The sequence below is a fragment of the Streptomyces sp. NPDC007945 genome (assembly GCF_042958885.1).
Lineage (GTDB): Bacteria > Actinomycetota > Actinomycetes > Streptomycetales > Streptomycetaceae > Streptomyces.
Genome location: NZ_JBIBJV010000001.1, coordinates 76,630 through 90,207, shown reverse-complemented (window position 1 = coordinate 90,207; position 13,578 = coordinate 76,630). Strand labels below are relative to the sequence as shown.

The window sequence follows — 13,578 nt, the reverse complement described above, 5'->3', positions numbered from 1 at the left end:
CCCGGAGCCGTCCGCCTCGCCGTTCCGTCCGCCACCCCAGGGAGAGCCCGCCGTGCCGATCACCGACTTCGACCGCTACCCGCTCCTCTTCGGGCCCTCGCCGGTGCACCCGCTGGAGCGGCTCGCGCACCACCTCGGCGGGGCCGCGCTGTGGGCCAAGCGCGAGGACTGCAACTCCGGCATCGCGTACGGCGGGAACAAGACCCGCAAGCTGGAGTACCTGGTCGCCGACGCGCTCGCGCAGGGCTGCGACACCCTCGTCTCCATCGGCGGGGTGCAGTCCAACCACACCCGCCAGGTCGCCGCCGTCGCCGCCCGCGCCGGACTCCGGTGCGTACTGGTGCAGGAGAGCTGGGTGGAGTGGCCCGACGCCGTCTACGACAAGGTCGGCAACATCCTGATCAGCCGGCTCGCGGGCGCCGACGTGCGGCTGGTGCGGGCCGGCTTCGGGATCGGCTTCAAGGAGAGCTGGGAGCAGGCGCTGCGCGAGGTCGAGGAGGGCGGCGGGAAGCCGTACGCCATCCCGGCCGGCGCCTCCGACCACCCGCTCGGCGGGCTCGGCTTCGCCAACTGGGCCTACGAGGTGGCGGAGCAGGAGCGGGACCTCGGCGTCTTCTTCGACACGGTGGTGGTCTGCTCGGTGACCGGTTCCACCCAGGCCGGCATGGTCGCCGGCTTCGCCGCGCTCGCCGAGGAGGGCGGCCGGCCGCGCCGGATCATCGGGATCGACGCGTCCGCGAAGCCCGCCGGGACCCACGAGCAGATCACGAGGATCGCCCGCGCCACCGCCGGGCTCATCGGCGTCGAGCGCGAACTCACCGGCGCCGACGTGGAGCTGGACGAGCGCTACCACGCCGGCGTCTACGGCGTCCCGGACGAGGCCACCCTCGACGCGATGCGGCTCGCCGCCCGCACCGAGGGCATGGTCACCGACCCCGTCTACGAGGGGAAGTCGATGGCCGGGCTGATCGACCTGGTGGACCGGGGCGAGATCGGCCGGGACTCGACCGTGCTCTACGCCCACCTGGGCGGCCAGCCCGCCCTCAACGCCTACAGCGCGCTGTTCTGAGGCCCTTCCGGCCGCTCAGAGCGCCTGGGCGGCCGGCTTCACCATGCCCCGGACCGTGCGGGACTTCACGAACTCGCCCATCGCCGTCATCTCCCACTCGCCGGTGAACTGCTTGATGAGCTTGGCCATCATCACGCCGGTCTGCGGCTCGGCGGTGGTCAGGTCGAAGCGGACCAGCTCCTCGCCGGTCGCCGCGTCCATCAGCCGGCAGTACGCCTTGGCGACCTCGGTGAACTTCTGCCCGGAGAAGGAATTCACGGTGAAGACCAGGCCGGTGGCGTCCGCGGGCAGCCGGCCGAGGTCGACGGTGATGACCTCGTCGTCGCCCGCGCCCTCGCCCGTCAGATTGTCCCCGGAGTGCCGGACCGCCCCGCCGAGGATGGTCAGCTTGCCGAAGTAGCAGCTGTCCAGGTGGTTGCGCTGGGGGCCGTACGCGATGACCGAGGCGTCCAGGTCGATGTCCTTGCCCCGGTACGCGGGCTCCCAGCCGAGGCCCATCTTCACCTGGGAGAGCAGCGGACGGCCGCCCTTCACCAGCGACACGGTCTGGTTCTTCTGGAGGCTGACCCGGCCCTTGTCGAGGTTGATCTTGCCGGTGGACGCGGGGGCGGGAGCGGCGGCGGGGGCCGCGGCGGCGAGCCGCGGGTCCACCGGCGGGGCCGGCGGCATCGGCGGGGGAGTGAAGGAGGGCACGGTCTGCGCCGGCGGGGCCGGCGGGGTGGCCTGGGCGGGCGCGGCCGGGGCGGCCGCGGGCTCCTCGTCCACGCTCACGCCGAAGTCGGTGGCGATGCCGGCCAGGCCGTTCGCGTACCCCTGGCCGACGGCGCGGACCTTCCACGCGCCGTTGCGCTGGTAGATCTCGACGACCACCAGGGCCGTCTCGGTGGCGAGCTGCGGCGGGGTGAAGGTGGCGATGACCGCGCCGCTGTCGGCGTCGCGGACGGTCGCGGTGGGCTCGATGCCCTGGAAGGTCTGTCCTGCGGCGTCGGGGCTGGCCGTGACCACGATCCTCTCGATGCCGGCGGGCAGGCCGCCGGTGTCCACCAGGATCGCGTCCGGCGCCGCGCCGCCGCCGGAGCGGTAGGTGACACCGGGGCCCGCGGGCTGGTTGTAGAAGATGAAGTCGTCGTCCGAGCGCACCTTGCCGTCGGCGCCGAGCAGCAGGCCCGAGACGTCGAGCCGCACGGGCGCTGCGACGTCCACCGCCACGCGGGGGGCGGTGAGCGGAAGGTTCGAGCCGGGGGTCATTGCGGTCATGCCAGGCCTAACGCTCCGGGGCGCTTTGCCGTTCCCTTACCCGCGGCGGGTTCGGCCACCCTGGTGACGCGGATGGTTCCGGGCCTGCCGCTCGTTGCCGAAACGGTACGCCCCCGTCCAGCGCGCCATGAGCAGCTGGACGTCGCCGGACTCCGCCTCGGCCAGGAATTTCACCGCCCGGGCACCGCGCAGCACGCCGGCGGCGCGGCCGTGGTGGGTGAGGACGACGGAACCGTCCTTGCGCTCTTCGTACGCGAATCCCTGGGGTCGTGGCATGACGGGCATCCTGCCCGTCCCGGGCAGGTCCGTCATATGAATTATCTTTCGCATCGTGGGTGCTGTGGGTGGGAGCTCTTTCAAGACCGGGGACGTCGACGAGGCGCGTCAGGAACTCGACGCGCGGTACTACACGAGCCGGATGGACGTCGTCGACGACCACCGGTCCTTCGCCGCCCGCTTCGACATCGTCGAGTTCGGGCCGCTCGTCATCGGCGACCTGAGCTGCGGCGCCGATGTCCGGATGAGCTTCGGCGAGCTCGGCGCGTACCACGTCAACGCGCCGCTCAGCGGCACCATGGAGATGCGCCAGGGCGGCGGCCCCGCCGTGTACGCCTCCGCCCGTGACGCGCTGCTCCTCGACCCCGCCGGCGACACCTTCCTCGACCGGTGGAGCGGCGACGGGCGGATCCTCTCCGTCAAGGTCGGCGCCGCCGAGCTCCGCGAGCGGCTGGAGAGCCTCCTCGGCCGCCCGGCGCACGGCGCCCTCGCCTTCCGGCCCGGCCTCGACATCTCGCGCGGCCCGGGCCTCGCCTGGGTGCGCTTCGCCCGCCGGGTCGCCGCCGAGGCGCTCGCGGGGGAGGGGTTCGCCCACCACGAACTCGTCGCCCGCCCCCTCCAGGAGGCGCTGCTCAACGGCCTGCTGCTGGCCGCCGACCACCCCTGGCGGGACGAGCTCGCCCACCCCGCCGGTCCGCGCCGGCCGGCGCCGGTCAAACGGGCCATGGACGCGGTCCGCGAACGCCCCGAGCACCCCTTCACCACCACCGAACTCGCCCTGCACGCGCGCGTGAGCGTGCGCCGGCTCCAGGAGTCCTTCCGGGAGTACGTCGGGATGTCGCCGATGGCGTACGTCCGCGAGGTCCGGCTCGAACGGGTCCGGGAGGAGCTGCGGGCGGCCGAGCCGGACGAGGTGAGCGTCAGCGAGGTCGCCTGGCGCTGGGGCTTCGCCCACCAGGGCCGCTTCGCCGCGCGCTACCGCGAGAGGTTCGGCGAGTCCCCGTCCCGGACGCTGCGGACGGCCCCCTGAGCGGCCGGGCGCGCCCGGGGTGCCCCCGCGCGCATCCGCCGACCGCGCATTCCGGACAGAGGCCGCGTTCCGTGGATCGCGGTGATCTTGGTCGCCGCCTACCGTGGGGGGCGTCCGGCGCTGCCAGCGCGCGCCGTCGAACCGGGCCCGGCCGGCTCCCCCGTATCACCGGCCGGGCCCGTGGCGTTCCCCGGCGCGCGGGCGTCCCGGGTCAGGGGGCGGTGAAGGCCCCGCCCACGTAGTCGTCCTCGGGGACGGCGGGGCCCCGGGAGGCCAGGAGCGCGGCGGCGTGGGGCTCGGAGTCGTCCCGGGGGGCGTAGCCGAGGGCCCGCGCGGGGCCCAGGTCCCACCAGCCGCGGGTGTTGGCGGAGGAGCCGTACACCACCGTGTGCCCGACCGACTCCGCCGTGAGCGCCGCGTGCAGCAGGCGCGCGCAGTCCGCGGGGCTCAGCCAGAGGGACAGCATGCGGACCGTCGTCGGCTCGGGGAAGCAGGAGCCGATGCGCACCGAGACCGTCTCGATGCCGTGCCGGTCCCAGTACAGCTGCGCCAGGTCCTCGCCGAAGCACTTGGAGAGGCCGTAATAGGTGTCGGGCCGGTGCGGGGTGGTGACCGGGATCGGCGGTTCGCCTTCGCGCGGGCGGCGGGTGAAGCCGACGGCGTGGTTGCTGGAGGCGAAGACGACGCGGCGGACGCCCTCCTCGCGGGCCGCCTCGTAGAGCCGGTGGAGGCCGGTGACGTTCGCCCCGACGATCGCGTCGAAGTCGGCCTCGACGGAGATGCCCGCGAGGTGCACGATCGCGTCCACCCCCCGTACCGCCTCCCGCACCGCCTTCCGGTCGGCCAGGTCGGCGACGATCGCGTCCGGGGCGTCGGGGACGGGCGCGACGTCGAGGAGCCGGAGCTCGTAGCCGTACTCCGGGAGCAGTCCCCGCATCAGGGTGCCGACGCCGCCGGCGGCACCGGTGAGCAGGAGGGTGCGGGGTGCGGGCATCGGGGGTACTCCTCGGACGGAAGGATCGCGCATTCATGGACGTGGACACGCTAGGGAGGGGGTGAGGGGGCGTCAAGGTGCGCTCCCGCCGGGGTTCTTTCCCTTGACCGGGGCCTCGTGCGCGGTTAGCGTACGCGGGACGTTCATGGATGTGAACGGATGAGCCGCCCTTGTGCCGCGTACCTTCGGAGCGCCCGTGACCAGCCCCGCCCGGCCCCGTACGGGAGCCTTCCTGTACCCCTGGGACGTGGACGGCGACCCCGCCGCCCCCGCGCTCCTCGCCGGGCTCGGCGTACGGCAGGTGACGCTGGCCGCCGCGTACCACTCCACCCGGGCGCTCAGCCCCCGCCACCCGGCCCGGCGGGTCGTCACCGCCGAGTACGCCGCCGTGCTCTACCCGCCGGACGCGCGGCGCTGGGCCGGCCGCAGGCTCGCCCCGTACCCGGCGGGCGACTGGGCCCCGGGCGACGCCTGGGCGCGGGCCGCGGAGGCGCTCGACGGCACCGGCCTCGACGTGCACAGCTGGGTGGTCCTCGCCCACAACTCCCGGCTCGGCGCCGACCATCCCGACACCTCCGTCGTCAACGCCCACGGCGACCGCTACCCGTGGGCCCCCTGCATCGCCCACCCCGAGGTCCGCGCCCTCCTCGTGGAGCTCGCCGCGGAGGCCGCCGTCCGCCCCGGCGCGACCGGCACCGAGCTGGAGTCCTGCGGCTGGTACGGCTACGCCCATCTGCACGCCCACGACAAGACCGGCGGCGTCCCCCTCGACGACCGGGCCCAACTGCTGCTGTCGCTCTGCTTCTGTCCGCACTGCCGGCAGGGGTACGCGGACGGCGGCGCCGACCCGGACGTGCTGGCCGCCGCAGTCCGCACCGCCCTCGCCCCCGTCTGGACCGGCACCGGGCCCGCGGGGGAGCTCGGCGAGCTCGCCGGGCCCGCCCTCGCCTGGCGCGCCGCGACCGCCCGCTCCTTCCAGGAGGCCGCGGTCGCCGCCGTACGGGCCGCGGCACCGCCCGGCTTCCGGATCCTGCTGCACGCCGACCCCGACCCGTACCGCTGCGGCGCGGACGCCGGCACCGACCCGGCGCACGTCCTCGGCCTCGCCGACGGGGTGGTGGCCCGGCCCGGCCGGCTCGCCGCCTTCGCCGCCCACCGCCCGCTCGCCGCCACCGTCGCCGCCAACCTCTCCGTCGTCGCCGGCATGGGCGGCGCCCCGGACCGGCTCGCCGAGGACGCCCGGCGGGCCCTCGCCGACGGCGCCACCGAACTCCGTCTGTACCACGCGGGCCTGGCCTCCGACGCCGACCTGGCGGCGGTCCGCACCGCCCTGGCCGGGCTCGGCTAACCGACCAGGCGGCCGCCCCTGGCCACCACCCGGCCCGCCCGGACCACCAGGTCGCGGCGCGGCAGGTCCACCACGACCTGCGGCAGGCACTCGCCCGCGACCAGCATGAAGTCGGCCGGGGAGCCCGGGCGCAGATCGGCGGCCGGCAGCCCTCGGCCGACCGGAGCCGGCCCCGCGGTCCCCGCCTCACCAGGCCAGCTTCTCCAGGGCGTCCAGGTCCAGCGGCGCCGTCGGGGCGGGACCCGGACCGGCGACCCCAGGACCGCCCTCCCCACCGCTCGGCCCGACCCGGAGCTCCGCCCAGATCGTCTTGCCGCGCCGCCCGTACCGCGTGCCCCACCGTTCCGCGAACCGCGCCACCAGGTAGAGCCCCCGGCCGCCCTCGTCCGTCTCCGCCGCGTGCCGCAGATGCGGCGAGGTGCTGCTGCCGTCCGACACCTCGCACACCAGCGTCCGGTCGTACAGCAGACGCACCCGCACCGGGTCCGCCCCGTACCGCACCGCGTTGGTGACCAGCTCGCTGAGGATCAGCTCCACCGCGAAGACCGTCTCGTCGAGGCCCCACTCCGTCAGCTTGGCCGACGCCGCGTTCCGCACCGGCGACACCGCCGCCGGGTCCCGGGCGACCTCCCACTCCGCGATCCGGTCCGCCGGGAGCCGCCGGGTCCGGGCCACGAGCAGCGCGATGTCGTCCCGGGGCGCCGGCGACAGCAGGGTCGCGAGCACGTCCGCGCAGATCTGCTCGGGGCTCCTGGCCGGCCGCTCCAGGGTCCGGCGCAGCAGCCGCAGTCCCGCCCCCACGTCCCGGCCCTGGTCCTCCAGGAGCCCGTCCGTGAACAGCACCAGCTTGTCGCCCTCCGCGAGCCGCAGCTCCGTCGACTCGAACGGCACGTCCCCGAGCCCGAGGCCCAGCGGCAGCCCCGGCGCCAGCGGCGGGAACTCCACCCGCCCCTCCGCGTCCACCACCGCCGGCCCCGGATGGCCGGCGCTCGCCACCGTGCACACCCCGGACGCCGAGTCGTAGATCGCGTACAGGCAGGTCGCGCCGGTGATGGTCTCCTGACCCCGCCCCCGGCCGCCGTCGCCGCCCGCGGCCGGTTCGCCCTCCTCGTCGATGCGCCCGGTCAGCTCGTCCAGATGACCCAGGATCTCGTCCGGCGGCACGTCGAGCGTCGAGAAGTTGTGCACCGCCGTCCGCAGCCGGCCCATCGTCGCCGCCGCGTGCAGCCCGTGCCCCACCACGTCACCCACCACCAGCGCCACCCGCGCCCCCGGCAGCGGGATCACGTCGAACCAGTCGCCGCCCACCCCCGCCTTCGCCGGCAGATAGCGGTACGCCACCTCCACCGCGTTCAGCTCCGGCAGCACCCGCGGCAGCAGGCTCCGCTGGAGCGTCACCGCCATCGCGTGCTCCCGGGTGAACCGCCGGGCGTTGTCGATCGCCACCGCGGCCCGCGCCGCCAGCTCCTCCGCGAACTCCAGGTCGTCCTCCCCGAACGGCTCCGCGGTGTCCGCCCGCCAGAAGTTCGCCATCCCCAGGGTCACGTCCCGGGCCAGGAGCGGCACCGTGAGCAGCGAGTGCATCCCGTACGCCAGCGCCCCGGCCGCCCCCTCCGGATCCTGCGCCCGCCAGCCGTCCGCCGCCGCCAGCTCCGCCTGCACCACCGCGTGCCCCTCGGCGAGCGCCGTCGCCATCGGCGTGCTCGGCACGTGGAAGCGGATCAGCTCGCCGACCGGCTGCAGCGGCTGCTCCTCCCGCACCCCGCTCAGCGCGGTCCTGCGCATCTCCGCCAGCGTCGCGTCCTGCGGCGGCTCCTCGCCCCGCAGCACCGGTTCCAGCAGCTCCACCGTGGCGAAGTCCGCGAAGCGCGGCACCGCGACCTCCGCCAGCTCCTCCGCCGTCCGCACCACCTCCAGGGTCGTCCCGATCCGCACCCCCGCCTCGTAGAGCAGCTGGAGCCGCCCCCGGGCCACCGCCGCCCGCCCGGAGAGCGCGGCCAGCTCGGTGGTGTCCCGCATCGTCATCACGCTGCCCGCACCCGAGCCGTCGGGGGCGGTGGGCCGCACGCTCACCGCGAGCAGCCGGTCGCCGGCCCGGTGCACCTCGTCCGTCGCGGTCCGCCCGGACTCCAGGAGCTCGACCGTACGGGGATCGAGCCCGAGCTCCGCGACCGGGCGCCGTTCGGCGTCCGGCGGCAGGTCGAGCAGCCGCCGCGCCTCGTCGTTGGCGAGCAGCAGCCGTCCGTCCGCGCCGACGATCAGCACGCCCTCCCGGACCGCGTGCAGCACCGCCTCGTGGTGCTCCTTCATCCGGGTCATCTCGCTCGGGCCCAGGCCGTGGGTCTGGCGCCGCAGCCGCCGCGACACCAGCGCCGCGCCGCCCACCGCGAGCAGCAGCGCGCCGCCGCCGGCCGCGAGGAGCACCACGAGGCGGCCCCGCACGGCCTCGCTGATCGACTGCACCTCGATGCCGCTGGTCACCATGCCGACGATCCGGCCGTCGTCGGCGACCACCGGCACCACCGCCCGTACGGCGTCGGTCGGCGAGCCGCGGAAGGTCTCCGTGAACGACTCGCCGTCCCGCACCGCCCGGGACAGGTCCCCGGTCGCCCGCCGGCCGATCAGCCCGGTCTCGACGTCCGTGTACCGCACCCCGTCCCGGCCGAGGACCGCGACGAAGTCCACCCCGGTCGCCACCCGGGTCTGCTCCGCCCGCTCCTGGAGCGCCGCCGTCGGATCGGGCGAGGTCAGCGCCGCGTCCACACCGGGCGCCTTCGCGAAGGCCTCCGCCACCGCCAGCGACCGGATCCGGGCGTCCCGCAGCACGTCCCCGCGGGCCTGCTGGAAGGTCACGAGGACCGCCGCCACGATCACCAGAAGGGCGATCAGCGCCTCGAGCGCGAGGACCTGCCCGGCGACGCTCCGCAGCCCGGAGCCGTTCCGCGGCGGACGCGCACCGTCCCGGCGGGCGGTCATCCGGTGCTCCGGGCGATGAGCAGCGCCACGTCGTCCTGGGCGCCGGGGCGGCGCAGCTCCCGCAGCAGCCGGTCGCAGCTCTCCTCCAGGGACAGCTCCCGGGTCGCCTCGACGAGCCGGACGAGCAGCGCGAGCCGTTCGTCGATGGGGGCGTCCCGGGTCTCGATCAGTCCGTCGGTGTACAGCACCAGCCGGTCGCCGGGGAGGAACGGCACCCGCACGGTGCGGAAGGTGCCCCCACCGACGCCCAGCGGGACGCCGGTGGAGACGGCGACCAGCTCGGCCGGGCCGTCGGCCGGGAGCCGGACCGGCGGCAGATGGCCGGCGTTGGAGATCCGGCAGCGCCGCCGGGCCGGATCGTGCACGGCGAAGAGGCAGGTGGCGATGGACGGCTCCAGGCCGACCGCGATCCGGTCCAGGTGGCGGAGCACCTGCCCGGGGGAGAGGCCGAGGTCGGCGAAGGCGCGGACGGCGGTCCGCAGCCGGCCCATGGTGGCGGCCGCCTCGATGCCGCTGCCCATCACGTCCCCGACCACCAGGGCCGTCCGGTCGTCGGGCAGCGCGATCACGTCGTACCAGTCCCCGCCGACCTCGCTCGACGCCTGCGCCGGCTGGTAGCGGGCCGCCGCCGCCAGACCGGGGCGGGCGGGCGGATCGCCCGGCAGGAGACTGCGCTGGAGGGTGACGGCCGCGTTCCGCATGCTCTGGTACCAGCGGGCGTTGTCGATGCTGACGGCCGCGCGGGCCGCCAGCTCCACGGCGAGCAGCTCGTCGTCCGCGTCGAAGGGGAGCGGGTTGTTCCGGTCGCGCTTCAGGTCGAGCGCCCCGAGCACCTCGCCGCGCGCGATCAGCGGCACCGCCAGGTACGAGTGGACCCCGGCCCGCGCCAGCCGGTCGGCCGCCTCGGGGCCGCGCGCGATCCGTGGCAGGTCCTCGGGGCCGACCCGGGGCACCAGGACCGGCCGTCCGGTGTGGACGCAGCGGGTCACCAGCCGGTCGGCGCCGTACAGCGCGACCGAGCCCGGCGGGTCGGCGGCGGCCAGCGCCTCGGTGTCGTGCCCGGCCTTGACCGCGAGCGCCCGGAAGAGCGCCGGGCCCTGCTCGGGGGTGCCGGGCCGCCGCAGGGTGAGCACCGAGTCGAGGACGTCGACGGCGGCCACGTCGGCGAGGGCCGGCACCACCACCGACGCCAGCTCGTCCGCCGTCCGCTCCACCTCCAGGGTGGTCCCCACCCGGGCCGAGGCGTCCGCGATCAGGGCGAGGCGCCGCCGGGACCGGTCGGCCTCCGCGTCGGCCCGCTGCCGTTCGGTGACGTCGACCACCCAGGCCGCCACGCCGAGGACCCGGCCGCCGGCCGCCTCCAGGCGGTAGAAGGACACCGACCAGGCGTGCCGCCCGCCGCCGGGGTCCGACGGGGTGGCGCCCATGGTCTGGAGGTCGAGCAGCGGCCGACCCGTCTCCAGGACCCGCCGGGCCGCGTCCTCCAGCGGCGCCGCGTCCATGCCCGGCAGCACCTCGGACGGCCTGCGGCCCAGGTGCCGGGCGGCCGGGAGCCCGTTGAACCGTTCGAGGGCCGGGTTGACCAGGACGTACCGGAGCTCGGTGTCGAGGACCGCGAGGCCCAGCGGCGACTGGTCGACCAGCCGGTCGGAGAGCGCCAGCTCCGTCTCCATCCGGGCGACGACGGTCCGGTCGGCGCAGATGCCGAGCGCGTACAGGTCCCCCAGGTCGTCGGTGAGCCGCATGTTGCGGAACTCCACCTGGCGGGTCGACCCGTCCTTGTGCCGTACGGGGAAGGTGCCCGCCCAGGTGGTGCCGCGCCCCAGCACCTCGCCGAAGAGCCGCATCGCCTCGGACCGGTGCTCCTCGCCCACGATCAGCCGGGCCACGTACTGCCCCAGGGCCTCGTCCGCCCGGTACCCGAAGAGGGTCTCCGCCTGCGGGCTCCACAGCACGATCCGCCCGGCCGCGTCCACCACCACGGCCGCCACCCCGAGCACGTCGAGCAGCCCCCGCGCACCGAACAGGGTCCCGGACGCCGCCCCGGGCGGGGTTCCGGCTTCGGGTGGGGCTCCGGGGGGAGGTTCGGGCGCGGATCCGCCTTCCGGCGCGGGTCCAGGGGCAGCTTCGGGCGGGGACCCGGCTTCGGGTGGGGTTACAGGGGGAGCTTCGGCCGGGGGGCCGCCTTCCGGCGGGGACCCGGCTTCGGGTGGGGTTACAGGGGGAGCTTCGGCCGGGGTTCCCTGGGGAGATCCGGTGCCGGGCGGGGTGTTTCCGGGCGCGGCGGTGCGTGCCTCCTCCGTCCCCGTGCCCGTCTCCGGGAAGGAACCGGCCGTCACCCTGCCCTCCTCCCGCCGAGCCCACGTCCCTTCCCATGCTCCCCGGCCGTTCCCCGGCACGCACCACGAGACGGTCCGACCCGGTCAGTGGCCCGGTCGGCGGCGGCGCGCAGCGCCCCGGCGAGGTCCGCCACCGCCACGGCCGGGAGTGGGAGGCGCCGCACCTGTCAGCCACCAGCGCGTGGACGGAGACTCGCGCCGCCTCGCCGGGATCGGGCAACCGCCCCCTTCCGACGGTCCCCAGCGCCCTGTTCCCGCGGGCCCGCGCCTACCCCCGGGAGGGCCCCGTGGCCGCGGCCTCCGCGGCCCGGTCCTCGCGCCAGAGCGCCGCGCCGGTGACCACCGCTCCGAACCCCTCCCACAGGCCCACGCCGATGAAGCCGGACGGGGCCCGCTCCGCGATCACGGCCGCGGTGAAGACCGCGCAGGTCAGCAGGCGGAAGGGGACCGTCCAGCGGAAGAAGGCCCGCCAGTCGGCGAGGGCGGCGAGCACGTAGTACACGCCCATGTTGAGCGCGGCCATCGAGGAGGCGGTGAGGAAGGCCAGGGTGTGGTCGCCGTCCGCCCGCCCGCCGGCCGGCACCGGCTCGAGGCCCATCGCGGTGAGGAGGACGTCCGGTGCGACGAGGCCCACCACCCCGAGGGCGGCGGCGAGGACCCCGAAGACCGCCATGGTCCAGCCGGAGAACGAACGGGGCAGGCGGTGCAGGCGACGCACGACGGTCCTCCGCGGAACGGGATCGACAGTTCGGGAACACGTGTTCTGTTCGAACGGACCCTGCCTATCGCACCGGAGGCCGCGGGGGCCAATCCGGCCCCCGCGAACGTCACTTCAGGGCCGCCGCCATCATCTTCTGCGCCACCGGCGCCGCCAGGCCGTTGCCGCTGACCTCGGAGCGGGCCGCGCCCGAGTCCTCGATCATCACGGCCACCGCCACCTGCTTCCCGGTCGACGGGTCCTTGGCGTAGGACGTGAACCAGGCGTACGGCGTCTTGCTGTTGTTCTCGCCGTGCTGCGCCGTGCCCGTCTTGCCGCCGACCTCCGCCCCGGCGATCGCCGCGTTGCTGCCGGTGCCCTGCTCCACCACCGTCACCATCGCGCTGCGCAGCTGCGCGGCGGTGGCGGAGGAGACGATCCGGGTGGCGTCGCCGTCCTCGAAGGACCGGAGCGCGTCCCCGTCGGCGTCGACGACCTCGGAGACCATGTGCGGGGCGGCGAGCCGCCCGTCGTTGGCGATCGCCGCCGAGACCATGGCCATCTGCAGCGGGGTGGCGGTCACGTCGAACTGGCCGATGCCGGTGAGCGCGGTCTGCGCCCGGTCCATCCCGGACGGGTAGACGCTCGTGTAGGCGCGGACCGGCACGTCCAGCTCGTCGTCGCCGAAGCCGAACTTCTCCGCCATCGCCTTCACCTTGTCCTGGCCCAGATCGGCGGCCATCTTGCCGAAGACGTTGTTGCAGGAGTAGCGGAGCGCGGTGCGGATCGTGGCGTTCTCGCAGGGCGCGGAGGCGTTCTCGTTGGTGAGCACGGTCCTGGTGCCCGGCAGGGTGTACGGCTGCGGACTGGCGGTCGGCACGTCGACGGAGGAGTACAGACCGTCCTCCAGGGCGGCGGCCGCGACGACCAGCTTGAAGGTGGAGCCGGGCGGCAGCGGCTGCCGGAGCGCCCGGTTGACCAGCGGCTTGTCGGGGTCCTCGGTCAGCTTCTTCCAGGCGGCGCCGTCGGTCGTGCCGGCGATGTCCGACGGGTCGTAGGAGGGCGTGGAGACCATGGCGAGGATCCGGCCGCTCACCGGGTCGATGGCGACGGCCGCGCCCTTCTTCCTCCCGAGCGCCTCGTAGCCGGCCTTCTGCACCGCCGGATCGATCGTGGTGACGACGGCACCCGGCTCCTGCTGCTTGCGGGTGACCGCGTCCACCGGGTTCTTCAGCCGGTCGTCGGTGCCGTCCAGGACGTCGGCGTAGATGCCCTCCAGCTGGGTGGCGCCGTACGCCTGCGAGCTGTAGCCGGTGACCGCCGCGTACAGCTCGCCGTCCGTGTAACTGCGCTCGTACGCGAGATCACCGCTCTCGGTCCGCTTCGAACCGGTGACCGGCGAACCGGCCACCACGATGTTCCCGAGCGGCTGCGCGTACTGCGCGATGGTCTTCCGCCGGTTCTTGCTGTCGTTCGCGAGCGCCTTGCCCTCGTACGCCTGCACCCAGGTGGCCCGGCCCAGGAGGGCGAGCACGAGGAGCAGCGCGAAGACCGAGGTGCGCCTGATCGTCTTGTTCATGGCACCTGGAGGG

The 13,578-nt window shown here is 75.3% G+C and carries 10 protein-coding genes and 1 pseudogene; 3 read left to right on the top strand and 8 right to left on the bottom strand.

The window, feature by feature from the left end:
• Positions 1-52 precede the first annotated feature (52 nt).
• Entirely contained in the window at positions 53-1,069 is a 1,017-nt protein-coding gene (locus tag ACFZCF_RS00440) for a 1-aminocyclopropane-1-carboxylate deaminase (RefSeq protein WP_388439222.1), read from the top strand.
• A 15-nt stretch (positions 1,070-1,084) separates the two neighbouring features.
• On the opposite strand, the gene ACFZCF_RS00435 is transcribed toward ACFZCF_RS00440, so the two are convergent.
• Together ACFZCF_RS00435 and ACFZCF_RS00430 are read right to left on the bottom strand one after the other, a co-directional pair.
• Complete coding sequence (locus tag ACFZCF_RS00435) at positions 1,085-2,317, bottom strand: TerD family protein (protein WP_388441713.1); 1,233 nt, start codon at positions 2,315-2,317, stop codon at positions 1,085-1,087.
• A 45-nt stretch (positions 2,318-2,362) separates the two neighbouring features.
• Positions 2,363-2,602 carry a hypothetical protein gene (locus ACFZCF_RS00430; protein ID WP_388439219.1) on the bottom strand — a complete coding sequence of 80 codons (240 nt, stop codon included), beginning with the start codon at positions 2,600-2,602 and terminating at the stop codon, positions 2,363-2,365.
• Positions 2,603-2,666: 64 nt separating this feature from the next.
• On the opposite strand from ACFZCF_RS00430, the gene ACFZCF_RS00425 reads away from it, so the two are divergent.
• Positions 2,667-3,632 carry an AraC family transcriptional regulator gene (locus tag ACFZCF_RS00425; protein ID WP_388439217.1) on the top strand — a complete coding sequence of 322 codons (966 nt, stop codon included), beginning with the start codon at positions 2,667-2,669 and terminating at the stop codon, positions 3,630-3,632.
• Between the two features lie 211 nt (positions 3,633-3,843).
• Here the strand turns inward: ACFZCF_RS00425 and ACFZCF_RS00420 are convergent, their stop codons facing one another.
• Positions 3,844-4,626, bottom strand: coding sequence for an NAD-dependent epimerase/dehydratase family protein (locus ACFZCF_RS00420; RefSeq protein WP_391283660.1), 783 nt, complete (start codon positions 4,624-4,626; stop codon positions 3,844-3,846).
• Between the two features lie 196 nt (positions 4,627-4,822).
• Between ACFZCF_RS00420 and ACFZCF_RS00415 the strand changes: the two genes are divergently transcribed.
• On the top strand, positions 4,823-5,974 hold the full coding sequence (locus ACFZCF_RS00415; protein ID WP_391283659.1) for a hypothetical protein: 1,152 nt from the start codon (positions 4,823-4,825) through the stop codon (positions 5,972-5,974).
• Here the strand turns inward: ACFZCF_RS00415 and ACFZCF_RS00410 are convergent.
• From ACFZCF_RS00410 to ACFZCF_RS00390, 5 genes and pseudogenes are all read right to left on the bottom strand, one after another.
• Positions 5,971-6,159, bottom strand: a pseudogene (locus tag ACFZCF_RS00410) (cytosine deaminase); the annotation flags it as partial. The gene ACFZCF_RS00415 and the pseudogene ACFZCF_RS00410 sit on opposite strands and share 4 nt — an antisense overlap.
• A gap of 1 nt (position 6,160) precedes the next feature.
• Entirely contained in the window at positions 6,161-8,950 is a 2,790-nt protein-coding gene (locus tag ACFZCF_RS00405) for a SpoIIE family protein phosphatase (RefSeq protein WP_391283658.1), read from the bottom strand.
• Complete coding sequence (locus ACFZCF_RS00400; RefSeq protein ID WP_391284742.1) at positions 8,947-10,977, bottom strand: SpoIIE family protein phosphatase; 2,031 nt, start codon at positions 10,975-10,977, stop codon at positions 8,947-8,949. Before ACFZCF_RS00400 ends, ACFZCF_RS00405 begins: the two co-directional genes overlap by 4 nt.
• Before the next feature lie 580 nt (positions 10,978-11,557).
• A complete protein-coding gene (locus ACFZCF_RS00395) occupies positions 11,558-11,962 on the bottom strand; it encodes a hypothetical protein (protein ID WP_391284740.1) in 405 nt (134 codons plus the stop codon).
• 154 nt (positions 11,963-12,116) lie between these two features.
• Positions 12,117-13,565, bottom strand: coding sequence for a penicillin-binding transpeptidase domain-containing protein (locus ACFZCF_RS00390; protein WP_391283656.1), 1,449 nt, complete (start codon positions 13,563-13,565; stop codon positions 12,117-12,119).
• Between the last annotated feature and the right edge of the window lie 13 nt (positions 13,566-13,578).